This window comes from Pseudomonas fluorescens, assembly GCF_902497785.1.
Classification (GTDB): Bacteria; Pseudomonadota; Gammaproteobacteria; order Pseudomonadales; family Pseudomonadaceae; genus Aquipseudomonas; species Aquipseudomonas fluorescens_BO.
This window is the reverse complement of record NZ_CABVHK010000017.1, coordinates 139,329-163,797: the sequence shown is the minus strand read 5'-3', so window position 1 is coordinate 163,797 and position 24,469 is coordinate 139,329. Positions and strand designations below refer to the sequence as shown.

23 protein-coding genes and 1 pseudogene are annotated in these 24,469 nt (G+C 59.6%); 8 read left to right on the top strand and 16 right to left on the bottom strand.

Going from position 1 to position 24,469, the window contains the following annotated elements:
• Positions 1-1,101: TonB-dependent receptor (locus F8N62_RS24235; RefSeq protein WP_150713036.1), on the top strand; the 1,101-nt coding region annotated here is incomplete at its 5' end.
• 57 nt (positions 1,102-1,158) lie between these two features.
• Here F8N62_RS24235 and F8N62_RS24230 read toward each other — a convergent pair.
• The 3 genes from F8N62_RS24230 to F8N62_RS24215 form a co-directional block, all read right to left on the bottom strand.
• Positions 1,159-2,088: an SdiA-regulated domain-containing protein gene (locus F8N62_RS24230; RefSeq protein WP_150711347.1), complete on the bottom strand. Its 930-nt coding sequence runs from the start codon at positions 2,086-2,088 to the stop codon at positions 1,159-1,161.
• 267 nt (positions 2,089-2,355) lie between these two features.
• The gene (locus tag F8N62_RS24220; protein ID WP_150713034.1) at positions 2,356-3,021 is read right to left on the bottom strand and encodes a fumarylacetoacetate hydrolase family protein; all 666 of its coding nucleotides are present in this window, start codon (positions 3,019-3,021) and stop codon (positions 2,356-2,358) included.
• 37 nt (positions 3,022-3,058) lie between these two features.
• Positions 3,059-4,453, bottom strand: coding sequence for an FAD-binding oxidoreductase (locus F8N62_RS24215; RefSeq protein ID WP_150713041.1), 1,395 nt, complete (start codon positions 4,451-4,453; stop codon positions 3,059-3,061).
• A 203-nt stretch (positions 4,454-4,656) separates the two neighbouring features.
• Between F8N62_RS24215 and serA the strand changes: the two genes are divergently transcribed.
• Complete coding sequence (serA, locus tag F8N62_RS24210) at positions 4,657-5,886, top strand: phosphoglycerate dehydrogenase (RefSeq protein WP_150713033.1); 1,230 nt, start codon at positions 4,657-4,659, stop codon at positions 5,884-5,886.
• Between the two features lie 63 nt (positions 5,887-5,949).
• On the opposite strand, the gene F8N62_RS24205 is transcribed toward serA, so the two are convergent.
• Positions 5,950-6,375 carry a DUF4399 domain-containing protein gene (locus F8N62_RS24205; RefSeq protein ID WP_150713032.1) on the bottom strand — a complete coding sequence of 142 codons (426 nt, stop codon included), beginning with the start codon at positions 6,373-6,375 and terminating at the stop codon, positions 5,950-5,952.
• A 136-nt stretch (positions 6,376-6,511) separates the two neighbouring features.
• Here F8N62_RS24205 and F8N62_RS24200 point away from each other — a divergent pair, with 136 nt between their 5' ends.
• Positions 6,512-7,099: a transporter substrate-binding domain-containing protein gene (locus F8N62_RS24200; RefSeq protein WP_150713031.1), complete on the top strand. Its 588-nt coding sequence runs from the start codon at positions 6,512-6,514 to the stop codon at positions 7,097-7,099.
• 144 nt (positions 7,100-7,243) lie between these two features.
• Here the strand turns inward: F8N62_RS24200 and F8N62_RS24195 are convergent, their stop codons facing one another.
• Both F8N62_RS24195 and F8N62_RS24190 read right to left on the bottom strand, forming a co-directional pair.
• Positions 7,244-7,729, bottom strand: coding sequence for a DUF523 domain-containing protein (locus F8N62_RS24195; protein WP_150713030.1), 486 nt, complete (start codon positions 7,727-7,729; stop codon positions 7,244-7,246).
• Between the two features lie 2 nt (positions 7,730-7,731).
• Positions 7,732-8,364, bottom strand: a complete 633-nt coding sequence (locus tag F8N62_RS24190) for a 2OG-Fe(II) oxygenase (RefSeq protein WP_150713029.1) — start codon at positions 8,362-8,364, stop codon at positions 7,732-7,734.
• 108 nt (positions 8,365-8,472) lie between these two features.
• Here F8N62_RS24190 and F8N62_RS24185 point away from each other — a divergent pair, with 108 nt between their 5' ends.
• Complete coding sequence (locus F8N62_RS24185; protein ID WP_150713028.1) at positions 8,473-9,225, top strand: DUF2059 domain-containing protein; 753 nt, start codon at positions 8,473-8,475, stop codon at positions 9,223-9,225.
• Between the two features lie 130 nt (positions 9,226-9,355).
• On the opposite strand, the gene F8N62_RS24180 is transcribed toward F8N62_RS24185, so the two are convergent.
• The gene (locus F8N62_RS24180) at positions 9,356-10,303 is read right to left on the bottom strand and encodes an alpha/beta hydrolase (RefSeq protein ID WP_150713027.1); all 948 of its coding nucleotides are present in this window, start codon (positions 10,301-10,303) and stop codon (positions 9,356-9,358) included.
• A 97-nt stretch (positions 10,304-10,400) separates the two neighbouring features.
• On the opposite strand from F8N62_RS24180, the gene F8N62_RS24175 reads away from it, so the two are divergent.
• Both F8N62_RS24175 and F8N62_RS24170 read left to right on the top strand, forming a co-directional pair.
• Positions 10,401-10,982, top strand: a complete 582-nt coding sequence (locus F8N62_RS24175) for a DUF6436 domain-containing protein (protein WP_150713026.1) — start codon at positions 10,401-10,403, stop codon at positions 10,980-10,982.
• 114 nt (positions 10,983-11,096) lie between these two features.
• Entirely contained in the window at positions 11,097-13,508 is a 2,412-nt protein-coding gene (locus F8N62_RS24170; protein WP_150713025.1) for a penicillin acylase family protein, read from the top strand.
• A 158-nt stretch (positions 13,509-13,666) separates the two neighbouring features.
• Here F8N62_RS24170 and F8N62_RS24165 read toward each other — a convergent pair whose 3' ends face one another.
• Positions 13,667-14,632 carry a GlxA family transcriptional regulator gene (locus F8N62_RS24165; protein ID WP_150713024.1) on the bottom strand — a complete coding sequence of 322 codons (966 nt, stop codon included), beginning with the start codon at positions 14,630-14,632 and terminating at the stop codon, positions 13,667-13,669.
• A gap of 270 nt (positions 14,633-14,902) precedes the next feature.
• Here F8N62_RS24165 and F8N62_RS24155 point away from each other — a divergent pair, with 270 nt between their 5' ends.
• The gene (locus F8N62_RS24155; RefSeq protein WP_150713022.1) at positions 14,903-15,544 is read left to right on the top strand and encodes an HD domain-containing protein; all 642 of its coding nucleotides are present in this window, start codon (positions 14,903-14,905) and stop codon (positions 15,542-15,544) included.
• Between the two features lie 91 nt (positions 15,545-15,635).
• Here F8N62_RS24155 and F8N62_RS24150 read toward each other — a convergent pair whose 3' ends face one another.
• The 4 genes from F8N62_RS24150 to F8N62_RS24135 form a co-directional block, all read right to left on the bottom strand.
• Positions 15,636-16,529, bottom strand: coding sequence for an ABC transporter permease subunit (locus F8N62_RS24150; protein WP_150713021.1), 894 nt, complete (start codon positions 16,527-16,529; stop codon positions 15,636-15,638).
• On the bottom strand, positions 16,526-17,446 hold the full coding sequence (locus F8N62_RS24145; protein WP_150713020.1) for an ABC transporter permease subunit: 921 nt from the start codon (positions 17,444-17,446) through the stop codon (positions 16,526-16,528). The genes F8N62_RS24150 and F8N62_RS24145 overlap by 4 nt, the downstream gene beginning before the upstream one ends.
• Positions 17,443-18,585, bottom strand: coding sequence for an ABC transporter ATP-binding protein (locus F8N62_RS24140; protein ID WP_150713019.1), 1,143 nt, complete (start codon positions 18,583-18,585; stop codon positions 17,443-17,445). The genes F8N62_RS24145 and F8N62_RS24140 overlap by 4 nt, the downstream gene beginning before the upstream one ends.
• Positions 18,586-18,657: 72 nt before the next feature.
• Positions 18,658-19,755, bottom strand: a complete 1,098-nt coding sequence (locus tag F8N62_RS24135) for a polyamine ABC transporter substrate-binding protein (protein WP_150713018.1) — start codon at positions 19,753-19,755, stop codon at positions 18,658-18,660.
• Here F8N62_RS24135 and F8N62_RS24130 point away from each other — a divergent pair.
• Complete coding sequence (locus F8N62_RS24130; protein WP_150713017.1) at positions 19,730-20,008, top strand: hypothetical protein; 279 nt, start codon at positions 19,730-19,732, stop codon at positions 20,006-20,008. The two genes, F8N62_RS24135 and F8N62_RS24130, sit on opposite strands and share 26 nt — an antisense overlap.
• On the opposite strand, the gene F8N62_RS24125 is transcribed toward F8N62_RS24130, so the two are convergent.
• The 4 genes and pseudogenes from F8N62_RS24125 to F8N62_RS24110 all read right to left on the bottom strand — a co-directional run.
• Positions 19,992-21,089: a polyamine ABC transporter substrate-binding protein gene (locus F8N62_RS24125; RefSeq protein ID WP_150713040.1), complete on the bottom strand. Its 1,098-nt coding sequence runs from the start codon at positions 21,087-21,089 to the stop codon at positions 19,992-19,994. The genes F8N62_RS24130 and F8N62_RS24125 overlap by 17 nt on opposite strands.
• 181 nt (positions 21,090-21,270) lie before the next feature.
• Positions 21,271-22,635, bottom strand: a complete 1,365-nt coding sequence (locus F8N62_RS24120) for an aspartate aminotransferase family protein (protein ID WP_150713016.1) — start codon at positions 22,633-22,635, stop codon at positions 21,271-21,273.
• A gap of 58 nt (positions 22,636-22,693) precedes the next feature.
• Complete coding sequence (locus F8N62_RS24115; RefSeq protein ID WP_150713015.1) at positions 22,694-24,052, bottom strand: glutamine synthetase family protein; 1,359 nt, start codon at positions 24,050-24,052, stop codon at positions 22,694-22,696.
• Positions 24,053-24,196: 144 nt separating this feature from the next.
• A pseudogene (locus F8N62_RS24110) lies at positions 24,197-24,469 on the bottom strand (glutamine amidotransferase); the annotation flags it as partial.

Here is a 24,469-nt window from a genome sequence, read left to right as displayed (position 1 = left end):
ATCGAACACAGCCTGGTGACCGGTATCGAGTTTTCTTATCAGGACACGCATAACCGCCCGTACGTCCTGACCTCGGCGGCCAGCGGTACCACCTGCAACCCCGCACTCTTCGGCTCGGGCGATTGCACCAGTCTGTACAACCCGACGCCTGGGGATAACTGGAACGGCTCAATCACCGACAGCGTCGCGTTCACCGACACCGATACGAAAACCGGCGCCGCGTACGTCTTCGACACGTTGAAGTTCAACGAACAATGGTCCCTGAACCTGGGCCTGCGTTATGACAACTACAAGACCAAGTCCAGCGGTTACAGTACGGGTGGTCGTGGTGCCGTCGCGGGTAATTTTTCCCGGGAGAACACCAGCGATCTGGTCAACTACCAGGTCGGTGTGGTCTACAACCCATTGCCGAACGGCAGCATCTACGCGGCCTACTCGACCTCGAGCAACCCGGCGGGCGAATCCAGCGGTAACGGCAGCCTGGAACTGGCAGCCAACAACAGCGATCTCGATCCGGAAAAGAACCGCAACTACGAAATCGGCACCAAGTGGGACTTCTTCGGTGACGACCTGTCGTTGACCGCCGCGCTGTTCCGCACCGAAAAAACCAACGCCCGTATCGATGATCCCGACGGCGCCACCACGCAAGTGCTGGATGGCGAGCAGCAGGTCAATGGCCTGGAACTGACGTACACCGGCAAGCTGACCCGTAACTGGAAGGTCTATGGTGGCTACACCTACATGGAAAGCGAAGTGGTCAAAACCACTCTCTCCGCCGATGAAGGCAACCATATGCCGAGCACTCCCCGGAACAACTTCACCCTGTGGTCGACCTATGACCTGGTACCCGACAAGTTGACGATTGGCGCCGGAGCCACCTTCGTTGACTCGCAGTTCGGCAACGTCGCCAACTCGGTGGAGATCCCGTCCTACTGGCGTTACGACGCGATGGCGAGCTATCGCCTGACCAAGAATGTCGACCTGCAACTCAACGTGCAAAACCTGACCGACAAGCGTTACTTCGACCAGGTGTTTCAGACGCACTACGCCCACGTGGCGGCGGGTCGTACCGCGCTGTTGAGCACCAACTTCCACTTCTGACCTGGCCCTGTAGGAGCTGCCGAAGGCTGCGATCTTTTCCGTTCGCGAGCGCGCTGATCACGGCTGCTTTTCAAAACGATAGAACAGGTTCGGTTCGCTCACCATGTACACCGTCCCCGCGTCGTCCATGGTCACGCCTTCAGCGCGAGGAATGGTTTTCTTCAGCCCGTTGAAGCCGCCAAGCAAAGTCATGAAACTCACCTGCTCGCCCTTCTCGTCGAGTTCGAGCAACAAGTGGGAATCAGCGGACAACACCAGGGTATGGCCGGTTCGAGGATCGATGGCCAGGGCCGAGAGGTTACGGATATCCAGTTCATCACTGGCCAGCTTCTGCTTGTCGCCGGTGAGGGTCTGACTGTCGGTGCTCTTCCAGGTAAACAACGCCGGCGGACGTTCTTCACCCAACAGCATCTGCTTGTTGCGCGAATCCCAGACGATGGCTTCGAACGCCTTGTTCTGGTCTTTCGACGGACCGAGGTCGTATTTCGGGAAGTTGGCGATGTTCAGCTCTCGGGTATCGGCATCAACCTTGACGATAGAAAGCACGTGTTCGCGCTCATCTACGATGGCCAGAAGACCGTTGCCCATGACCGTCACGCCTTCCGGGTTGCTCCAGCCCACCAGCGGCATCTTGCGCAATACGTCGCCCTGCAAACTCAGCTCGACCAGGAACGGATTCTTGCCCATGACCGAGAACAGGGTTTTGGTTTCAGCACTGTAGGCGAGGTCGGACGCTTCGTCCTTTTCCATTCCCGGCAATGGCTTGGCGTCGATCACTGCCCGGTAATCCGGTAGCCATATGCTCTCCTGGCGTTCGGTCGGGCTTTCGAAACGTTCCAGCACCCAGAGCGCACCCCGGTCATCCCAATGCATGACGAACGCGAGGCCATACGCGGCGGCCACCGCCAGCAAAAGCCATGAATACCAACGCATGTACACGCGCGGGCGACGGGCAGTTTTTAGCGTGGGCAGCGGTTGATTGGCCATCGAGGGATGTGTTCCAGAAATTCAGGCTATGGGTAATAGCACAATTGGGACCGGCTCAGACGCCGGAATCCGCGGAATTATCCAGACAAGATGTGAAAAAAACGGGAAATGGCGGGATTGCCCTGCATCGGCGCAGAGCTTTGAGACCACCCAATACCCTGTGGGAGCGAGCTTGCTCGCGATGGCGGCGCAACAGGCAACACAGATGTTGAATGTAACGGCCTCATCGCGAGCAAGCTCGCTCCCACAGGGTTAGCGGTGTTCCGACTAGCGCACGCTGCTGGTGAAGCTGCTAGCGCCTGGCAGTTCCAGGACGATCTCATCGCCGACATTCAGCGGACCCACGCCAACCGGCGTACCCGTGAGGATCACGTCACCGGCCTGCAGCGAAAAGCAGCCGGCCATGTGCTGGATCATTGGCACGATCGGGTTGAGCATCGCGTTGCTGTTGCCGTCCTGGCGCACTTGGCCGTTGATGGTCAGGCGAATGCCGATGTCGGTCAGATCAGCAAAGGTGCTGCCGACCACGAACGGTGCAATCACCGCCGCACCGTCGAACGACTTGGCGATTTCCCACGGCAGGCCCTTGGATTTCAGCTCGGCCTGCTTGTCGCGCAAGGTCAGGTCCAGCGCCGGTGCGAAACCGGAAATCGCATCAAGCACTTCTTCGCGGCTCGGTTTGGTGGACAACGGCTTGCCGATCAACACGGCGATTTCCGCCTCATAATGCACCGAGCCGCGTTCGGTCGGAATACTGAAACCGCCTTCAAGCGGCACTACGCAACTGCCTGGCTTGATGAACAGCAGGGGTTCGGTTGGGACCGGGTTGTCCAGCTCCTTGGCGTGTTCGGCGTAATTGCGGCCGATGCACACCACTTTGCCCAGCGGGAAGTGGATACGCGTACCGTCGACATACTGGTGCTGATAGCTCATTGACCGACTCCTGGTTCGTAGCGCTTTAATTCGAAAGTCAAACAGCGAAAATTTTGCCTGGGTTCATGATGCCGTTCGGGTCGAACACCGCCTTGACCGCTTTCATGTACTCGATCTCAACCGGGGAACGGCTGTAGGTCAGGTAATCACGCTTGGTCATGCCCACGCCGTGTTCGGCGGAGATCGAGCCGTTGTACTTCTCGACGGTTTCGAACACCCACTTGTTAACGGTCGCGCACTTGGCGAAGAACTCGTCTTTGCTCAGGTTATCCGGCTTGAGAATGTTCAAATGCAGGTTGCCGTCGCCGATGTGGCCGAACCAGACGATTTCGAAGTCCGGGTAGTGTTCGCCAACGATTGCATCGATTTCCTTCAGGAACGCCGGGACTTTCGACACAGTGACCGAGATGTCGTTCTTGTACGGCGTCCAGTGGGAGATGGTTTCGGAGATGTACTCGCGCAGCTTCCAGAGGTTTTGCAGCTGGCTTTCGCTCTGGCTCATCACGCCGTCCAGCACCCAGCCCTGCTCGACGCAATGCTCGAAGGTTTCCAGGGCGTGGTTGGCCACTTCTTCAGTGGTCGCTTCGAATTCCAGCAGTGCGTAGAACGGGCACTCCGTTTCGAACGGCACCGGCACGTCGCCACGCCCCATGACTTTGGCCAGGGCCTTGTCGGAGAAAAACTCGAAGGCCGTCAGGTCCAGCTTGCTCTGGAAAGCATGCAGCACCGGCATGATCGAATCGAAATCGGCAGTACCGAGGACCATCGCGGTGAGGTTTTTCGGCGCCCGGTCCAGACGCATCGTCGCTTCGACGACAAAACCGAGGGTGCCTTCAGCGCCAATGAACAGCTGACGCAGGTCGTAACCGGTGGCGTTCTTGATCAGGTCGCGATTGAGTTCCAGCACGTCACCCTTGCCGGTGACGACTTTCATGCCGGCCACCCAGTTGCGGGTCATGCCGTAGCGAATCACCTTGATCCCGCCGGCATTGGTGCCGATATTGCCGCCAATCTGGCTCGAACCGGCCGAGGCAAAATCCACCGGGTAATACAGACCTTTTTCTTCGGCGACGTTTTGCAAGTGCTCGGTGACCACGCCCGGCTGGCATACGGCGGTTCGGTCGGTGAGGTTCACGTCGAGGATCTGGTTCATATAGTCGAAGGACACAACGACTTCACCATTGGCGGCCACCGCTGCGGCGGACAGGCCGGTGCGACCGCCGGACGGGACCAACGCCACCTTGTGTTTATTGGCCCACAGGACGATGGCCTGCACCTGCTCGGTGGTCTTGGGAAACACGATGGCCGTCGGCGCCGGAGCGAAATGCTTGGTCCAATCCTTGCCGTAAGCGTTCAGGGAGTCGGCATCGGTCAGCACCTTGCCAGGCTCAACCAGGGTCTTCAGCTCATCAATCAGCGCAGGATTGGTCATCGACAGAACTCTCGAACAATTCATGGTCATCCTGAGAACGCTTCACGTCGCAGGAATGAGTGTTTAGCGGGGCGCCTATGCTAGCATACCGACCCCGCAGGGTAGTGCCGAAAGGCTGTTCTGCGGCGACGGCTTCTTGCCGCCCGGGTCAGCATCTGTTGACCATTTCCTGCCATTTTTCTCCGGGATACAGGTTTACGCAGATGAGCAAGACTTCTCTCGATAAGAGCAAGATCAAGTTCCTTCTTCTCGAAGGCGTCCACCAATCGGCTGTCGACGTTCTCAAGTCGGCGGGCTACACCAGCATCGAGTACCTCACCGGTTCTCTGCCGGAAGCCCAGCTGAAGGAAAAGATCGCCGACGCTCACTTCATCGGCATTCGCTCCCGCACTCAACTGACCGAAGAGATCTTCGATCACGCGAAGAAGCTCGTGGCTGTAGGGTGTTTCTGCATCGGCACCAACCAGGTCGATCTGAACGCAGCGCGCGAACGCGGCATCGCCGTATTCAACGCTCCGTACTCCAACACCCGTTCCGTCGCGGAGCTGGTGCTGGCTGAAGCGATCCTGTTGCTGCGCGGCATCCCTGAGAAAAACGCTTCCTGCCACCGTGGCGGCTGGATCAAGAGCGCGGCCAACTCCTTCGAGATCCGCGGCAAGAAGCTGGGCATCGTCGGTTACGGCTCGATCGGTACGCAACTGTCGGTTCTGGCCGAAGGCCTGGGCATGCAGGTGTACTTCTATGACACCGTGACCAAACTGCCACTGGGCAACGCGACCCAGGTCGGCAAGTTGCACGATCTGCTCGGCATGTCCGACATCGTTACCCTGCACGTTCCGGAAACCGCGGCCACCCAGTGGATGATCGGCGAGAAGGAAATCCGCGCCATCAAGAAGGGCGGCATCCTGATCAACGCGGCTCGCGGCACGGTCGTTGAACTGCAAGCCCTGGCAGACGCGATCAAGGACAAGCACCTGATCGGCGCGGCCATCGACGTGTTCCCGGTGGAGCCTCGCTCCAACGACGAAGAGTTCGAAAGCCCGTTGCGTGGCCTGGACAACGTGATCCTGACCCCGCACATCGGTGGTTCCACAGCTGAAGCGCAAGCCAACATCGGCCTGGAAGTGGCGGAAAAACTGGTCAAGTACAGCGACAACGGTACGTCGGTGTCCTCGGTCAACTTCCCGGAAGTGGCCCTGCCGGCTCACCCGGGCAAGCACCGTCTGCTGCACATCCACGAAAACATTCCGGGTGTGATGAGCGAGATCAACAAGGTCTTCGCCGAAAACGGCATCAACATCTCCGGTCAGTTCCTGCAGACCAACGAGAAAGTCGGCTACGTGGTGATCGACGTCGACGCCGATTACTCGGAAATCGCCCAAGAGAAGCTGCAACACATCAACGGCACCATTCGTTGCCGCGTGTTGTTCTGATCGCGATTTGAGCGACAAAAAAAGGAGACCTTCGGGTCTCCTTTTTCATGGGCGCTGCTAACGTTACTTGACGTTGACGGTAATTTTCTTCGAAACGATTGGCGGATCGAACGGGATGTGGCCACTGTCGCCGAGTTCCAGCTGCAAGGTGTGCTTGCCTGGCGGCAGCTTGATGGTGGCTTCGGTTTGCGCCTTGCCGAAGTGCATGTGGTTGGCATCTGTCGGAATCGGTTGCCCGGCAGCAGGAAGCTCCTTCACGTCGATCAGCAGGTGGTGGTGACCCGTGTGCTTGGTGACATCGCCCGCCGGGGCCAATGAGATGTCCTTCACGCCAAATTTGACCTTGAATTCCTGTGGCACCGTGGCACCGTCTTCCGGGGAAACAATAAACGCTTCTGCCCCCTCGGGAGCTGGCGTCGCCGCCGTCGCCATCATCGAAGCACTCAGCAACAGACCCGCCAATGCTGCTCGTGACATAAAGGTTTTCATTCTCTTCTCCAGTTTTTTCGTAAAATCCGCGTGACCATGACAACTTCACGGCCATTCGTTGTCGAAGGTTCACGACAACCATAGCAAAGCGAGCCTGAACCAGCGCATCGCGATAAATGTATTCAAAGGAGTGACCATGCGCTTTTTGCCTGGCCTGATCTGCCTGCTACCCCTTTTGAGCCCGTTGGCTCATGCCGAATTGATTGACGATGTAAACGACCGTGGCGAACTGCGCATTGCCCTTGAGGCTAATACACCGCGCTTCAATTTCAAGGACGACGGCCAGCTCGCAGGCTTCGAAGTGGAATTGGGCCACCTGCTGGCCCACGAGCTGGATGTGCGGGCCGACTTCGTCGTCACCGATTCCGGCGATCTGTTGAGCGGCGTTGAAACCGGCAAGTACGACGTCGCCATCAACCACATAGCAGTGACCCCGGAACTCAAGGATCGTTTCGACTTCAGCGAACCTTACATTCAGACCAATGCGCAATTGATCGCGCAGAAAGAAGAAGAGCCGCGTTCGATCCTGCTGGTGCAATCGCTGACGCAAGACAAGCCCAAAGACGCGCCACCGGTGAGCCTGGCGATTCCGTTTCAGAAGGGTAATCCGGCGTTCCACGCCAGCCTGGAGAATGCGTTGCAGCGGATCAAGGCGGATGGGCGGATGGCGGCGCTGGAGAAGAAGTGGTTTGGGGCGGATTCGGACGTTGCGCCCAAGCCCTGAAGGGAGTCTCCTTTTGGGAGCGAGCGTAGGAGCTGTCGAGTAAAACGAGGCTGCGATCTTTTGACTTTGCCTTTTAAAAACAAGATCAAAAGATCGCAGCCTCGTTTTACTCGGCAGCGCCTACAGGGGGTTTGTGCGGGTCCGTTAGTCTTGTGCGGCTAACGCTGCCGCCGCTTGCGGTAACTCCAGTTCACTGAACACTTGAACGCCGTGGCGCTTGAGCAACGCAGCTGTCACGCCCTCACCGCTGACCTTCACGCCACTGAAAGTGCCGTCATAAGTCTGCAGATTTCCGCATGACGGGCTGTTGGCCTTGAGCACGGCGATGCGGATGTCGTGTTTGCGCACCAGCTCCAACGCCTGACAGGCACCGCTCAGAAACTGCGCGCTGACATCTTCGCCCTCGGTAGTGATCACCGCCGCCCAACCATCCAGTACGTCACCGCCCTGCCCGCCCGGAATCTCCGCCGCCGCCCTGGGCGTCGGCAATCCGCCGGCCACCTCCGGGCACAACGGCACGACGCGACCTTCGTCGAGCCATTGCTGAAGCTGATCGAATGGCCCGCTGGCCCCGCCGTCGTAACGCACGCGGTGGCCGAGCAGACAGCGGCTTACCAGAATTTTCTGCATGGTCAGAACGGCTCGTTGCCACGGCGCCGGAACCACCCGGTCAACGACAGGCGATCGCGGGTCGCGGGCAGGACTTCGTGGGGCACTTCGCCCGACAGGAACACCACCAGGCATCCGCCGGTAGGCACTACATCGTATTCGACGCCATCCTTGAGGTACATGCGCAACTGACCGCCGTGCTCCGGCAACCAGGCGTCGTTGAGGTAGACCACCGCCGACACCGTGCGCCGGTCGTCATCGCGAAACCGGTCGACATGCTTGAGGTAGAACGCCCCGGGCGGGTACATAGCGAAATGGCTCTCGAAGTCTTCGAGCCCCAGAAACAACCCGCGATTCATCGCCTCGCGCAGGCTGTCCATCAGTTGCAGATAACTGTCGCACGCCAACGCCTGACCCGGCTCAATCCACTGGATGTGGTCGCCGCGAATCCCTTCACGCACTTCCGATGTCGGCCCGCGCCCTACGGCGGCCGGGGCCAGTTCACCCTCGGCAGCACGTTTATGGCACTCAGCCGCCAGTTCCCGGGTCAGACCCAGAGGCAGGAAGATATTCTGCTGCGACCAGCCGTGTTCGGCCAGGTCGTCGACGATACGTAACAGCAGCGGGTGATCGGAGGATATTGGCATGGCGCGCATAGTATTCCTGTGCCCGAAAAACCGACAGAGCCGTGCAGCGGCTTGATACGAATTCTCGACAAGTCCGTATGCCGCACGGAGAATAGTCGCCTGCTGACAGGAGTCCCTATGCGTCGCTTGCTTTTCTCACTGCTGATGTTCTGCGCTTTGCCCGCCTGGGCAGACGGCCACGACCAGTTGTACAAGGTCGCCGGCTGGCCAGAACAACGTGCGCATTTCAGCGATGCCCTGTCCGCCGCTCAGCAGCGCTACCAGAACAGCTTGCCGCCCGCCGTGTTTCAGGCGCTGGTGAACAACAGCAACCAGCGTTTTGCACCGCAGGCCGTGGACCAGCGCGCTGAAGCGCAGCTGCGCAAAACCCTCGCCGATCCAAACCCGGCACTGGCGTTTTTCCAATCGCCTTTGGGCAAGAAGATCGTAGCGGCCGAGTTGCTGGCGACCCGTCGTGACCAGTTGGCGAAAAACGCCAAAGGCCTGCCGAAGATTCAGGCGAGTGACACTCGCATGCTGATCATTGGTCACCTGGCTCAGGCCCTGCCTGCACGTGAGGCCGGTGCGGAAGTCAGTCTGGCGATTGCCGGCGTTGCGGCCGACAGCCTGAGTTCGATGATCCCCGGCCTGCTGGGCGGCGGTCAGGCACAAGGCTTGTTGAACGGCCAGCGCCAGCGCTTGATGGACCAGATCGGCAGCGATCTGAACAACACGTTGCTGTATGTCTATCGCGACCTGTCGGATAACGAGCTCGAGGAGTTTGCTACGTTTGCCGAATCGGCTGAGGGCAAGGCTTATTACCAGGCGGCGCTGGCGGCGATTCGGGCGGGGTTGGCGGTGGGGCAGAATCCTGCGAGCCCGACCCAATAAACTTCAGCGTGAGTTAGATCGCCATCGCGGGCAAGCCCGCTCCCACAGGTTTTTGTGTCAATCACAAAATAATGGGTTAACACCAGTCACTGTGGGAGCGGGCTTGCCCGCGATGGGGCGACAACTGCCGCTACAAATTCCTGCCCTTAATCCGCTTCGTCAAAAACCCGAAATACTCTCTACGCATCTCCAGCGTCTCATTCGCCAAATGATGCCGCCCCTGCGGCAACATCAACACCTGTGGCCGATCAAACTTGGCCTTCAACACTTCAAGGTTGTGCTGCCAGTCCACCGTCATATCCGCCTGCCCCTGCACAATCAGCGGCTGGCGCGTGCTGCCCGGCGCAGCTTCTATGCGCTTGATCCACCGCGACAACGCGCCCACCCACGCCGTGGGCAATCGCAGCGGCTGCAACGGATCGGCTTGCAGGAACGGCAAGAAATCCGGGTCGTTGGAGTTCTCGCTGAACCGCCGGGCAATGGCTTTGACGAATGGCTTGAGCAGGTAATAACTGAGCTGCGACCAGCCCCACGCTCGCGGCCTCACCAGCGGAGACAGCAGGATCACCTGGCCCTGGGCCGGACTGTTCGCGCCATGGTTGAGCACATGATCGATCACAATCGCGCCGCCGGTACTCTGCCCGCACAAGTGCCACGGCTGCGGCAGGCCCAGCGATTGCGCTTCGGCGAACAAGCCTTGCAGCGTGTCCTGATACTCGGCGAAATCCCTGATGCTCGCCTGTTCGCCGCTGGACAGACCGTGCCCCGGCAAATCGCAGGCGATCACCACAAAACCCTGATCCAGCGCCCACTCGATCACATGCCGGTAAAGGCCGGTGTGATCGTAGAAACCGTGAAACATAAACAGCGTCGCCTTGGCCCCCTCCGGCCACCAGACCTGGCTGACCAGCTCATAACCGCCCACCTCGAAACGCCCCAGGGCACTGCGCAGCTGACGCGCCGGAAAATCCAGCCCGTAGAACCGCCGGTACGCCAGCCCTTCCACGGACAGCGGCTGCCATTCGGCCAGTGGCCGCAGGCTGGCACGCAGATGATCGGGGTCGAAAGGGGTGGACATAAGCGATTCCAGAGCAAGAAGCGGACTTAATAAGCCTGCGATATTCATCTGTCGCGGCAAGCATGGCAAGCTGGGCGACCTTCGAGGATCGACACCCATGCGTTCGCCTTACCGCATCCCACTGCTTGCCACTCTGCTCGTCCTCGTGTGTGCCGGTGTTTTATGGGCGGCTTACGACTGGTTTCAGGGACGCTACTTGCGTGCCTTCAGCGACCACACGGCGCTGTTCTCCGGCGACCCGTTGCGCCTGCCCGACGACCTCGCCGGCCCCGGCGCGATTCGGCTCGTGCATTTCTGGGACCCCACCTGCCCGTGCAACGTCGGCAATCAGCAACACCTGAGCGAACTCGTCGAGCACTACGGCGCGCAAGGCGTCGAGTTTTACGCGGTACAAAAACCCGGCAGCCACGGCCAGTTGCCAAGCACGCTGAGCAGCCTGAAAACCCTCAGCGTCCTCCCAGGGGCCGAACAGATCCCGGCCAGCCCCGCCGTGGCGATCTGGGACCGTCGCGGCAAACTGGCGTATTTCGGCCCTTACAGCGAAGGCCTGACCTGCAATTCGAACAACAGCTTTATCGAGCCGATCCTGCAGGCGTTAAACGAGGGTCGCGCGGTGAATGCCACCCACACACTGGCGGTCGGGTGTTACTGCCCGTGGCCGGTCGATACACCGAAGTAGGGACAAACATCGCAACAAGAATCCCTCCTACGGGTGATGGGCCGATCCGACAGGTCGTGTTAAACAGTGTCGCCAGGGAATTGCTGCCACTCATAACAAGAACAAGGAATCACCATGAAACGTCTCCTGACTGCGCTCGTCCTGCTGATCGTCGTGCTCGCCGCCGGTGTCGGCTGGTACGTCTACAGCAAGCAGCCGACACGCCAGGGCATGGTTGAACTGCAACACCTGCAAGGTTCCGTCACCGTTCGCTACGACGAGCGCGGCATTCCGCACATCCGCGCCGACAACGAAACCGACCTGTATCGCGCCCTTGGCTACGTGCACGCCCAGGACCGGCTGTTCCAGATGGAAGTCCTGCGACGCCTCGCCCGGGGTGAACTGGCCGAAGTGCTCGGCCCGAAACTGCTCGACACCGACAAACTGATGCGCAGCCTGCGCATTCGCGAACGCGCCGAAACCTATCTGGCCGGCCTGGACAAACAGTCGCCAACGTTCATCGCCCTGCAAGCCTACCTGGACGGCATCAACCAGTATCAGGACAGCCACGCCAAGCCTGCGGAATTCGATGCACTGGGCATTTCAAAACGCCCGTTTACCGCTCAGGACACCATCAGCATCGCCGGTTACATGGCCTACAGTTTTGCCGCGGCATTTCGCACCGAACCGCTGCTGACTTATGTGCGCGATCAACTGGGCACCGACTATCTGAACGTCTTCGATCTCGACTGGCAGCCCAAGGGCGTGCTGGCGAAAAACCCGAGCGGCCCCATGCTGCCCCTCGCCAGCGCCGACTGGAAGGACCTCAATGCCCTCGCTCGCCTGAGTGAACAGGCTCTGGCCGAGAACGGCCTGCCGCAGTTCGAGGGCAGCAACGCCTGGGTCGTTTCCGGCAGTCGCACCAAAAGCGGCAAGCCACTGCTGGCGGGTGACCCGCATATCCGCTTTTCCGCGCCGTCGGTGTGGTACGAAGCCCATCTCTCGTCACCCGGTTTTGAACTCTACGGTCACTATCAGGCGTTGATGCCCTTCGCCTCGCTGGGAATGAACCGCGACTTCGGCTGGAGCATCACCATGTTCCAGAACGACGACCTCGACCTGATCGCCGAGAAGGTCAACCCGGACAACCCGAATCAAATCTGGTATCGCGGCCAATGGGTGGACATGGTCACCAGCGAACAGCAGATCGCGGTCAAGGGTCAGGCGCCGGTGACGCTGGTGCTGCGCCAGTCACCGCACGGTCCGATCGTCAACGATGCGTTGGGCACCAGCGCCGGCAAAACGCCGATCGCCATGTGGTGGGGTTTCCTCGAAAGCCAGAACCCGATCCTCGAAGGCTTCTACCAGCTCAACCGCGCCGACACCCTGGCCAAGGCGCGCAGTGCCGCCGCAAAAGTCCAGGCACCGGGCCTGAACATTGTCTGGGCCAACGCCAAGGGTGACATCGGCTGGTGGGCGGCGGCGCAGTTGCCGAAACGCCCGGCGGGTGTGCGTCCGTGGTTCATTCTTGACGGCGGCAGCGCTGAAGCGGACAAGGACGGTTTCTACCCGTTCAGCGCCAACCCGCAGGAAGAAAACCCGGCTCGCGGTTACATCGTCTCGGCCAACTTCCAGCCCGTGTCGCCGGTCGGTATCGAGATCCCGGGTTACTACAATCTGGCGGATCGGGGCCAGCAGCTCAATCGCCAGCTCAGCGACAAAACCGTCAAATGGGATCTGGAGGCCAGTCAGAAACTGCAATTGGGCACCACCACCGCCTACGGCCCGCGCTTGCTGGCGCCGCTGTTGCCAGTTCTGCGTGAAGTGGTGAGTGATCCAGCGGAACTGAAACTGGTGGAGCAACTGGCCCAGTGGACAGGCGACTACCCGCTGGATTCCACCAGCGCCACGCTGTTCAACCAGTTCCTGTTCAACCTGGCTGACGCAACGATGCGCGATGAACTGGGCAACGACTTTTTCGAAACGCTGCTCTCGACCCGAGTGATCGACGCTGCGTTACCGCGGCTGGCGGCGAACGCCGACTCGCCGTGGTGGGACAACCGCAACACCCCGGCCAAGGAAAGTCGTGCGCAGACGGTCAACGTGGCGTGGCAAGCGAGCCTCGCTCACCTCAAGACCACGCTGGGTGCGGATTTTGCGCAGTGGCAGTGGGGCAAGGCGCACACCCTGACCCATGGTCATCCACTGGGGCAGCAAAAGCCGCTGGATCGGGTGTTCAATGTCGGGCCGTTCGCGGCGCCGGGCAGTCACGAAGTGCCGAACAACCTGTCAGCGAAGATCGGGCCGGCGCCGTGGCCGGTGACTTACGGGCCGTCGACCCGACGCCTGATCGACTTCGCCGACCCGGCCCACAGCTTGACCGTGAATCCGGTGGGCCAGAGTGGCGTGCCATTTGACCGGCATTTTGACGACCAGGCTGAGGCGTATGTCGAAGGGGTGTACTTCCAGGCGTATCTGAATGAAGAGGAAGTGGCGGCGAATACGCGCAGTACGTTGAAGCTGTTGCCGGCGCGGGCTGCGCAGTAGATCTTTGTTGTCTTGGCTGCCGCCATCGCGAGCAAGCTCGCTCCCACAGGGGGACGCATTCCAATGTGGGAGCGAGCTTGCTCCCATAGGGGGACGCATTCCAATGTGGGAGCGAGCTTGCTCGCGATGGCGGCCTGACAGGGAACATCAATGCATGTTCAAACCATCGCCGCAAAATTCAACCTGAACTGCTGCGGCGTCACCCCCAGCCGCCGGTTGAACACGCTACGCATGTGCTGGGCATCACGGAACCCGCACTGATAGGCCACGGTCTTCAGCGGCGCACGGGTGCTTTCCAGCATCACCCGCGCCGCATCCACCCTCGCCCGCTCGACAAATTCTGCCGGAGTGATTTTCGCCTCTTTGGCAAACACTCTGGAAAAGTTGCGGGCGCTCATGTTGGCGGCGTTGGCCAGATCAGCAATGCTCAGATCGCCCGTGAGATTGGCCAGCACATAAAGCTGAACCAGTGCCACCGCCGATGTCGGTTCGGCATGGGGCGTAAGGAACGGGCTGAACTGCGATTGCCCGCCTGAGCGTTGCGTGAACACCACCAGTCGCTTGGCCACGCTCAATGCCACTTCCGGCCCGTGATCGCGCGCCAGCAGGTACAACGACAAATCAATCCCCGCCGTCACCCCCGCCGAGGTGTAGAGCTCGCCGTCCTGCACGTACAAGCGATCCGCGTCGACCTGCGTCGTCGGGCACAACGCCGCCAGCGCGGCTGCATCGCCCCAGTGAGTCGTCACCGTCCGCCCTTCGAGCAAACCGGCGCGGGCGAGCATGAACGCGCCGTTGCAGATCGAGCCAAAACGTTGCGCCAACGCGCTCGCATCGCGCAACCAGGCATCGAACGCCGCACCGAAATCCATGAACGGCAACTGCGGTCCCCCGGGCACCAGCAACAAATCGTAGGCCTCCAATGCCTCGCTGTAATGTCGATGGGCATTGAGCGACAAACCGTTGGAGCACGGCATCATCCCGCGCTCCACGCCGATCACTTCCAGCCGATAGTGATCCTGGGGTGCCAGGAAACGATTGGCCTCGGAAAACACATCCATGGGACCGGTCACGTCCAGCGACTGGACGCCGGCGAAGACCACGATGGCGACGGTTTTTTGCATGGTTCAAATTCCGACCTTGAATGTGAAAAAGATCGCAGCCTTCGGCAGCTCCTACATTGGATCGCGTGCCTTTGTAGGAGCTACCGAAGGCTGCGATCTTTTTGGGCCGCGCATCGCCACCCTAGCCAATCCGCACCCAACAAGCGAGGTTGGCGCGATATGCATCCTCATTGGCAAGGATCGCAGCCATGCAGCGATTGTCCGGTGTCGGGGCCGGGAACAGACTGGTTCCATCAGCGCCGCCACGGCGTTCCCCACGAGGACAGCACCATGAGCAGCACCATCGCCGGTATCAAAATTCCCGACAGCGCACTGGCCCGTGCCACCACGGAATACATCCGCGACGTCGAATCCGACCTGCTTTACCACCACTCGCGCCGGGTGTTTCTGTTCGGCGCGTTGAGCGGCGAACGCAAGCAACTGGCGTACAACCCGGAGCTGCTGTACGTCGGTGCGATGTTCCATGACGTGGGCCTGGTGGAAGGTTATCGCAGCGACGCTGAGCGTTTTGAAGTCGATGGTGCCAACGCAGCGGCAGCGTTCCTCAAGCCTTACGGGCTGAGCGATGATGATATCGAGCAAGTCTGGTTATCGATTGCCCTGCACACCACGCCGGGTGTCCCGCAACACCTGCGGCCCACCGTCGCGCTGGTGACTGCCGGGGTTGAAATGGACGTGCTGGGCATGGATTACGCGGCTTTTTCCAACGTGCAGCGTGAAGCGGTGGTGCATGCGCATCCACGGGGTGAAGGGTTCAAGGAGTGCATCATCTGCGCCTTTGCCGACGGCCTGCGCCATCGCCCGCAAACCACGTTTGGCAACGTGAAGACCGATGTGCTGATGGATCAGGAGCCAGGGTTCAAACCGATGAACTTCGTCGAGGTCATCCGCAAATCCCCTTGGGCAGCGTAGGCCCAAAAATCAAAAGATCGCAGCCTGCGGCAGCTCCTACAGGAGAATTCATTTCTCTGTAGGAGCTGCCGCAGGCTGCGATCTTTTGCAGTCAAGCCGCTTCCGGCGCCTGCTGTGCGCGACGCACGTCCGGTTGCTTCCATGAGTCGGCAGCGCTTTCTTCGATGGCCTGCTGGATCGCGCGTTTGCGCGCTTCTTCGGCGCGGCGGCTGAAGAACCAGACGAGGAAGGTCATCAGCGACACCGCCAGCAGAATCAAACTGGCCACGGCGTTGATCTCAGGCTTCACGCCCAGGCGCACCGCCGAGAACACTTCCATCGGCAGGGTCGTCGATCCCGGCCCCGACACGAAGCTGGCCAACACCAGATCATCCAGCGACAGCGCGAACGACATCATGCCGCCCGCACCGAGCGAGGGCGCGATCATCGGGATGGTGATCAAAAAGAACACCTTCCACGGCCGCGCGCCAAGGTCCATGGCCGCCTCTTCGATGGACAGGTCCAGCTCACGCAAGCGCGCCGAGACCACCACCGCCACATACGCCGCACAGAACGTGGTGTGGGCGATCCAGATGGTGACGATGCCGCGTTCCTGTGGCCAGCCGATCATCTGCGCCATCGCCACGAACAGCAGCAACAGCGACAGACCGGTGATCACTTCGGGCATGACCAGCGGCGCCGTGACCAGACCACCGAACAGCGTGCGACCCTTGAAGTGGGTGATGCGAGTCAGGACGAACGCCGCCAATGTGCCCAACGCCACCGCTGCCACCGCCGTGTAGCAGGCGATTTCCAGCGAGCGCACCACCGAGCCCATCAATTGCGTGTTGTCCATCAAGCCGACGTACCACTTGATCGACCAGCCGCCCCACACCGTCACCAGTTTCGAGGCGTTGAACGAGTAGATCACCAGGATCAGCATCGGCGCGTAGATGAACAGCAGCCCCACTACCAGCATAAAACTCGAGAAACGGAAGCGCTTCATTCCTTGCCCTCCATTTCTTTGGCCTGGCTACGGTTGAACAGGATGATCGGCACGATCAGGATCAGCAGCATCACTACGGCGAGAGCGGACGCCACCGGCCAGTCACGGTTATTGAAGAATTCTTGCCAGAGCACTTTACCGATCATCAGGGTTTCCGGACCGCCAAGCAGTTCCGGGATCACGAACTCCCCCACCACCGGGATGAACACCAGCATGCAACCCGCGACGATGCCGTTCTTGGACAGGGGAATGGTGATTTTCCAGAAGCTGTTGAAGGTACTCGAACCCAGGTCCGACGCGGCTTCCAGCAGGCTGTTGTCGTGCTTCACCAGGTTGGCGTAGAGCGGCAGGATCATGAACGGCAAGTACGAATACACAACACCGATGTACACCGCGAGGTTGGTGTTGAGGATTTGCAGCGGTTCGTCGATCCAGCCCATGGTCATCAGGAAACCGTTGAGCAGGCCGTTGTTGCTGAGGATGCCCATCCACGCGTACACGCGGATCAGAATCGCGGTCCAGGTCGGCATCATGATCAACAGCACCAGCACCGTTTGCATCTCTTTACGGGCGCTGGCGATGGCGTAGGCCATCGGGTAGCCGATCAGCAGGCACAGGACGGTGCTGATCAGCGCCATCTTCAGCGAGCCGAGGTAGGCGGCGATGTACAACTCATCGTCACCGAGCATGGCGTAGTTGCCGAGGTTGAGCAGCACCTGCAGCTTCTGGTCAACGAAGGTGTAGATCTCGGTGTACGGTGGAATGGCCACATCGGCTTCGGCGAAGCTGATCTTCAGGACGATGAAGAACGGCAGCATGAAGAACAGGAACAGCCAGATGAACGGAACCCCGATGACCAACTGGCGGCCACCGGGAATTATTCGGTTGAGACGGCGTTTGAATTTGCGCATGTTCATGAGCGCAGTACCACGCCGCTGTCGTCTTCCCAGTACACGTAAACCTGGTCGCCCCAGGTCGGGCGCTGGCCACGGCGTTCGGCGTTGGCCACGAACGACTGAACGATCTTGCCGCTCGGCAACTCGACGTAAAACACCGAGTGACCACCGAGGTAGGCGATGTCATGCACCTTGCCGCTGGACCAGTTGTATTGGCAGGTCGGCATGGTCGGAGTGACCAGCAGTTTTTCCGGACGAATCGCGTAAGTCACGGATTTGTCCTGCACCGACGTGCTGATGCCGTGGCCGACGTAGATCTGCCGGTCGAGGTCCTTGCAGGTGATGATTGCGTGGCCTTCGGCGTCGTCGATCACTTCGCCGTCGAAGATGTTGACGTTGCCGATGAATTCACAGACCAGGCGGCTGGTCGGGGTTTCGTAGATGTCGATCGGGCTGCCGATCTGGGCGATCCAGCCCAGGTGCATGATCGCGATGCGCTCGGCCATGGTCATGGCCTCTTCCTGGTCGTGGGTCACCATGACGCAGGTCACGCCGACGCGCTCGATGATCTCGACCAGCTCCAGCTGCATTTGCGAGCGCAGCTTTTTGTCCAGCGCGCCCATTGGCTCGTCGAGCAGCAACAGCTTCGGACGCTTGGCCAGGGAGCGCGCCAGCGCCACACGCTGGCGCTGGCCACCGGACAATTGATGCGGCTTGCGCTTGGCGTACTGCGACATCTGCACCAGCTTGAGCATGTCTGCGACACGGGCATCGACCTCAGCCGCGGGCAGCTTATCCTGCTTGAGGCCGAAGGCGATGTTCTGCGCCACAGTCATGTGCGGGAACAAGGCGTACGACTGGAACATCATGTTGATCGGACGCTCGTACGGCGGCATGTCGGTGATGTCGACGCCATCGAGGAAAATGCGCCCCTCCGTGGGCCGTTCGAAGCCTGCGAGCATGCGCAGCAACGTGGACTTGCCCGATCCCGAACCGCCGAGCAGGGCGAAGATCTCGCCTTTCTTGATTTCCAGGGACACATCGTCCACGGCAATCGTCTCGTCGAACTTCTTCGTGACCCGGTCGATTTTGACCAACACCTGTTTCGGTGTCTGGTCGCCCTCGAGGGCTTTCTTATAGGCGCCGGAGGCAACTGCCATTTACGAAACTCCCAACAAAAAGAGTGCAGTTCGCTCAAGGTGAGCCAACCTTGGATAGTTTGAGCCTTGAAGCTATTTCCCCGACTTGACCTTGGTCCAGCTGCGGGTCATCAAACGTTGAATGTTTGGTGGTAACTCGATCGACACGTAAGTCTTGTCGAGGACTGCTTGCGGTGGATAAACCGACTCGTCGGTGCGGATGGACTGGTCCATCAGTTTGTCCGAGGCAGGGTTGGGGTTCGCATAGCCAACCGAATCACTGACCTGTGCGATCACCTCGGGTTTCAACAGATAGTTGATGAACGCGTGGGCCTCTTTGACGTTGCTCGAATCCTTCGGAATCGCCAGCATGTCGAACCACAGCGCACCGCCCTCTTTGGGAATGCTGTAGGCCACGTCCACGCCTTTGCCGGCTTCGGCCGCGCGCGCCTTGGCCTGGAACATGTCGCCGGAAAAACCGATGGCGATGCAGATGTCGCCATTGGCCAGGTCGGCGATGTATTTGGAAGAATGGAAGTACGTCACGTAAGGCCGCACTGCGAGCAACTTGGCTTCGGCCTTTTTGTAATCTTCGGGGTTGGTGCTGTTGGCGTTGAGGCCCATGTAGTTGAGGACGGTGGGCATCATTTCATCGGCGGAATCGAGGAACGCGACACCGCAGCTGTGCAGCTTTTTGATATTTTCCGGCTCGAACACCGTCGCCCAGGAATCGATCTTGTCGACGCCCAGCACAGCCTTGATTTTCTCGACGTTGTAACCGATGCCGTTAGTGCCCCACAGGTACGGCACGGCGTACAGGTTACCCGGATCGTTTTGCTCCAGACGCTTGAGCAGCACCGGATCGAGGTTGGAATAATTCGGCAACTTCGACTTGTCGAGCTTCTGGAACGCGCCCGCCTTGATCTGCTTGCCAAGGAAGTGGTTGGACGGCACGACCACGTCGTAACCGGTACGCCCGGCCAGCAACTTGCCTTCCAGGGTTTCGTTGGAATCGAAGACGTCATAGACCGGCTTGATGCCCGTCTCTTTCTGGAAGTCGGCCAGGGTGGTCGAACCGATGTAATCCGACCAGTTATAAATATGCACGGTACCCGCGGCCTGGACACTGACAGCCATTGTCAGCCCGGCGCCCGCCAGGAATGCATTGCGCAACAAAGAAGAAATAGGCAAGTGGAGGTCCTCTAAAATTAGTTGGGCCCAAGTTGCCCCGCGTTACATGACAGTCGTAGCTGCCCAGCAACAAACCGGCGCGCAACTTACCCTCGAAAAACCGATCCAGCAAAACTTTTATGCATTTGTATCTGTAGGAGCGAGCTTGCTCGCGATGGTCGTCAACGTTAACGCGGGGAACCTGATGCCCCGCGTCGCTCTTGAGTTCTTCGCGAGCAAGCTCGCTCCTACAAAGGTTATTTACCCGATTTGATCTTGGTCCAGCTGCGCGTCAGGATGCGTTGGGTTGCGGCCGGCAAATCGGCAATCGCGTACAGCTTGGCCAACACGTCCGCAGGTGGGTAGATGCCCGGGTCGCCGGTAATGTCTTTAGCAACCAGCGGGGTGGCCGCCGCGTTACCGTTCGGGAAGCGCACGGCGTCGGTGATTTCAGCCATGATTTCCGGCTTCATCAGGAAGGTCATGAACTTGTAGGCGCCTTCGACGTTTTCGGCATCTTTAGGGATGGCGACCATGTCGTAGAAGCTGCCGGCACCTTCCTTCGGAATGTTGTAGCTGACTTTCACCTTGTCACCGGCTTCAGCCGCGCGGGACTTGGCCTGGTAGATGTCACCCGAGTAACCGATGGCCACGCAGATGTTGCCGTTGGCCAGGTCGGAGATGTACTTGGACGAGTGAAAGTAACCGATCGAAGGACGAACTTTCAGGAACAGCGCTTCGGCTTCGGCCAGTTGTTTTTTGTCCTGGCTGTCGGTTGGATAGCCCAGGTAATGCAACGCCACCGGAATCATCTCGGTTGGCGAATCGAGGACGCTGATCCCGCACGATTTCAACTTCGCGGCGTTTTCAGGTTTGAAGATCAGGTCCCAGGAATTGGTCGGTGCATCGGCACCCAGTGCAGCCTTGACCTTCTCGGCGTTGAAACCGATACCGATCGAACCCCACATGTACGGGAACGCATGTTCGTTGCCCGGGTCACTCACCGACACCGCTTTGAGCAGGTCTGTGTTCAGGTTTTTCCAGTTAGGCAGCTTGGACTTGTCGAGCTTCTGGTAAACGCCGGCCTTGATCTGCTTGGCCAGGAAGTTGTTCGACGGTACGACGATGTCGTAGCCGGACTTGCCTGCCAGCAACTTGGCTTCCAGGGTTTCGTTGCTGTCGAATACGTCGTAGACAACCTTGATCCCCGACTCGGCTTCGAACTTCTTGACGGTGTCCGGTGCGATGTAATCGGACCAGTTGTACACGTGAAGAACCTTGTCATCCGCCTGAACTGCGCCCGCCATCACGCCCATCAGGGACATGGCGAGGAGGGTCTTGCCAGCTATCTTCATACCTAATGCCTTCATGGGTAATGCTCCGATTATTCTTTTTAACCACGTGCCGGCGGCCACTTCCCGGGCTTCCGAACGGTGGGTAGTCTGGCAAGATCCAAGGCAGGCTTTCAAGGAAAGTCCGATCCTTTATTTGCCCCGAGCGACATGCAAACTTCACACCCCGCTCAGAGCCTAGCACTTAGCCCTGCAATGCACTCAGGGTCAGGTCCAGACACTTGCGTGCCTTGGTCACCAGCTCATCGATTTCAGCCTTGGTAATCACCAGCGGCGGAGCAATGATCATGGTGTCGCCCACGGCACGCATGATCAGGCCGTTGTCGAAGCAGAACGTGCGGCAAATCATGCCGACGCCCTTGCCTTCATAACGCTTGCGCGTGGCCTTGTCCTGAACCAGTTCGATGGCCCCCAACAGACCGACCCCACGCACTTCCCCCACCAACGGGTGATCGCTCAGCTCCCGCAGACGCTTTTGCAAATAGGGTGCCGTTTCCGCATGAACGCGCTCGATAATTTTTTCTTCGCGCAGGATGCGGATATTTTCCAGCGCCACCGCAGCGGCCACCGGGTGCCCGGAATAGGTGAAGCCATGGTTGAAATCGCCGCCCTCGTTGAGCACTGCGACCACCTCATCACGCACGATCAACCCACCCATCGGGATGTAGCCGGACGTCAGGCCTTTGGCGATGGTCATCATGTCGGGCTTGAGGCCGTAGAAATCAGTACCGAACCACTCGCCGGTGCGGCCGAAGCCACAGATCACTTCGTCCGCCACGAACAGGATGTCGTACTTGGCGAGGATTTCCTTGATGCGCGGCCAGTAGGTCTCTGGCGGAATGATCACGCCGCCGGCGCCCTGAATCGGCTCGGCAATAAACGCACCGACGTTGTCCACGCCGACTTCGAGAATTTTTTCTTCCAGCTGATTCGCCGCCCACACACCGAACTCTTCCGGTGTCATGTCGCCGCCTTCACTGAACCAGTAAGGCTGGGCAATGTGGACGATGCCCGGGATCGGCAAGTCGCCCTGTTCGTGCATGTAAGTCATGCCACCCAGGCTCGCGCCGGCCACGGTGGAACCGTGATAGCCGTTCTTGCGGCTGATGATGACTTTCTTGTTCGGCTGACCCTTGATCGCCCAATAATGGCGGACCATGCGCAGCATGGTGTCGTTGCCTTCGGAACCGGAACCGGTGAAGAACACATGGTTCATGCCCTCTGGCGCGATATCGGCAATGGCTTTGGCCAGTTCCAGCACCGGCGGGTGAGCGGTCTGGAAGAACAGGTTGTAGTAAGGCAGTTCGCGCATCTGTTTGCTGGCAGCATCCGCCAGTTCATCGCGACCGTAGCCAATCGCTACGCACCACAGGCCGGCCATGCCGTCGAGGATCTTGTTGCCTTCGCTGTCCCAGAGGTAAACGCCTTTGGCGCTGGTGATGATCCGCGGGCCTTTCTCTTTCAGCTGCTTGAAGTCGCTGAACGGCGCCAGGTGATGATCATTGCTCAGGGCTTGCCATTCACGGGTTTGCGGGTTGTTGCTGGTCATGCGAATTCTCCTAAAGATTTCGGTGAAAGCGCCGCTAGCGTCAGCGGCGCCCGGCGCATCAGACGGCGAAGAGCAGGAATTCCCGCTCCCATGAGCTGATGACGCGCTTGAAGTTTTCATGCTCGGCCCGCTTGACCGCGACGTAGCCAGTGATGAATTTCTTGCCCAGGTACTTCTCGATGGTCGCGCTGTTTTCCATGCGTTCCAGCGCGTCTTCGATGGTCAGTGGCAGGCGCAGGTTGCGGCGTTCATAGCCGCGCCCCACCACCGGCGCACTCGGGTTCAGGCCTTCGACCATGCCGATATAGCCGCACAGCAGGCTCGCGGCAATCGCCAGGTAAGGGTTGGCGTCGGCACCCGGCAGGCGGTTTTCCACCCGACGGTTTTGCGGCCCGGCATCCGGAACCCGCAGGCCCACGGTGCGGTTCTCTTCGCCCCACTCCACGTTCACCGGCGCCGAGGTATCCGGCAGGAAGCGGCGGAACGAGTTCACGTTCGGGGCGAACAGCGGCAACAGTTCGGGGATCAGTTTCTGCAAGCCACCGATGTGGTGCAGGAACAACTGGCTCATGGTCCCGTCTTCATTGGAGAACACGTTTTTGCCGGTCTCCATGTCGATGATGCTCTGGTGCAAGTGCATCGCACTGCCGGGCTCGCCGGTCATGGGCTTGGCCATGAAGGTCGCCGCCACATCGTGCTTGAGCGCAGCTTCGCGCATGGTGCGCTTGAAGATCAGAATCTGGTCGGCCAACGACAGGGCATCGCCGTGACGGAAGTTGATTTCCATCTGCGCCGTGCCGTCCTCGTGGATCAGCGTGTCGAGGTCCAGCTCCTGCAATTCGCACCAGTCGTAGACGTCTTCGAACAGCGGATCGAATTCGTTGGCCGCTTCAATGGAGAACGACTGACGGCCGGTTTCCGGGCGCCCGGAACGGCCAATCGGCGGTTGCAACGGGTAGTCCGGGTCGTCGCTGCGCTTGGTCAGGTAAAACTCCATTTCCGGCGCCACGATCGGCTGCCAGCCCTTGTCGGCATAGAGTTTCAAGACTTTCTTGAGCACGTTGCGCGGCGACAGCTCAATCGGGTTGCCTTGCTTGTCGTAGGTGTCGTGGATCACCTGAGCGGTCGGCTCGATGGACCACGGCACCACGTACACTGCGTTCTGGTCGGGGCGGCAGATCATGTCGATGTCGGCCGGGTCGAGCAGTTCGTAATAGATGTCGTCTTCGACATAGTCGCCGGTCACGGTCTGCAGCAGAACGCTCTCGGGCAGGCGCATGCCCTTTTCAGCAATGAACTTGTTGGTCGGCGAAATCTTGCCCCGGGTGATCCCGGTCAAGTCGGCGATCATGCATTCGACTTCTGTGATCTTGTGGTCTTTCAACCAATCGGTGAGCTGGTCGAGGTTGTTACTCATAAATGCCTCTTAGGCTGAGTTTCCTGACTCTTATAAGTCAGGCGTTGTTTGACGCATCGGCGTCGCTTGGTACAGATTGACACTGCAACTGCCGCGTACCAATACCCGTCAGGGCAGCGGCGCAGCGAGCGAAAATTTAGTCGTGCGTGCAGAATCATGAGCAGCCGCCGACGCGTTGGTCGGGCTGCCAAGGTAAAACAGTTCTATATTGGAAGGATGAGCCGTAAACAGATTGTCGTGCAGACCGTCCAGAATATCGGACGGAGCCAGCAGGAACGCCGGGGAAGGCAGAGTCGACGGCACGCCTTGGGCAATACGGGCCTTGGCGTGAGCGTTACGATCGCCACTGATGTGATAAGCATGCAGACCGATCTGCCTGGAGCAGATGGCGACGCCGATTAACGGCAGGCGAGACAT

Bases quoted from the DNA above. Each gene is read 5' to 3' on its own strand.
- F8N62_RS24230 (WP_150711347.1), bottom strand. From the start codon at position 2,088: ATGGCCAATCAACCGCTGCCCACGCTAAAAACTGCCCGTCGCCCGCGC.
- F8N62_RS24220 (WP_150713034.1), bottom strand. From the start codon at position 3,021: ATGAGCTATCAGCACCAGTATGTCGACGGTACGCGTATCCACTTCCCG.
- F8N62_RS24215 (WP_150713041.1), bottom strand. From the start codon at position 4,453: ATGACCAATCCTGCGCTGATTGATGAGCTGAAGACCCTGGTTGAGCCT.
- serA (WP_150713033.1), top strand. From the start codon at position 4,657: ATGAGCAAGACTTCTCTCGATAAGAGCAAGATCAAGTTCCTTCTTCTC.
- F8N62_RS24205 (WP_150713032.1), bottom strand. From the start codon at position 6,375: ATGAAAACCTTTATGTCACGAGCAGCATTGGCGGGTCTGTTGCTGAGT.
- F8N62_RS24200 (WP_150713031.1), top strand. From the start codon at position 6,512: ATGCGCTTTTTGCCTGGCCTGATCTGCCTGCTACCCCTTTTGAGCCCG.
- F8N62_RS24195 (WP_150713030.1), bottom strand. From the start codon at position 7,729: ATGCAGAAAATTCTGGTAAGCCGCTGTCTGCTCGGCCACCGCGTGCGT.
- F8N62_RS24190 (WP_150713029.1), bottom strand. From the start codon at position 8,364: ATGCGCGCCATGCCAATATCCTCCGATCACCCGCTGCTGTTACGTATC.
- F8N62_RS24185 (WP_150713028.1), top strand. From the start codon at position 8,473: ATGCGTCGCTTGCTTTTCTCACTGCTGATGTTCTGCGCTTTGCCCGCC.
- F8N62_RS24180 (WP_150713027.1), bottom strand. From the start codon at position 10,303: ATGTCCACCCCTTTCGACCCCGATCATCTGCGTGCCAGCCTGCGGCCA.
- F8N62_RS24175 (WP_150713026.1), top strand. From the start codon at position 10,401: ATGCGTTCGCCTTACCGCATCCCACTGCTTGCCACTCTGCTCGTCCTC.
- F8N62_RS24170 (WP_150713025.1), top strand. From the start codon at position 11,097: ATGAAACGTCTCCTGACTGCGCTCGTCCTGCTGATCGTCGTGCTCGCC.
- F8N62_RS24165 (WP_150713024.1), bottom strand. From the start codon at position 14,632: ATGCAAAAAACCGTCGCCATCGTGGTCTTCGCCGGCGTCCAGTCGCTG.
- F8N62_RS24155 (WP_150713022.1), top strand. From the start codon at position 14,903: ATGAGCAGCACCATCGCCGGTATCAAAATTCCCGACAGCGCACTGGCC.
- F8N62_RS24150 (WP_150713021.1), bottom strand. From the start codon at position 16,529: ATGAAGCGCTTCCGTTTCTCGAGTTTTATGCTGGTAGTGGGGCTGCTG.
- F8N62_RS24145 (WP_150713020.1), bottom strand. From the start codon at position 17,446: ATGAACATGCGCAAATTCAAACGCCGTCTCAACCGAATAATTCCCGGT.
- F8N62_RS24140 (WP_150713019.1), bottom strand. From the start codon at position 18,585: ATGGCAGTTGCCTCCGGCGCCTATAAGAAAGCCCTCGAGGGCGACCAG.
- F8N62_RS24125 (WP_150713040.1), bottom strand. From the start codon at position 21,089: ATGAAGATAGCTGGCAAGACCCTCCTCGCCATGTCCCTGATGGGCGTG.
- F8N62_RS24120 (WP_150713016.1), bottom strand. From the start codon at position 22,635: ATGACCAGCAACAACCCGCAAACCCGTGAATGGCAAGCCCTGAGCAAT.
- F8N62_RS24115 (WP_150713015.1), bottom strand. From the start codon at position 24,052: ATGAGTAACAACCTCGACCAGCTCACCGATTGGTTGAAAGACCACAAG.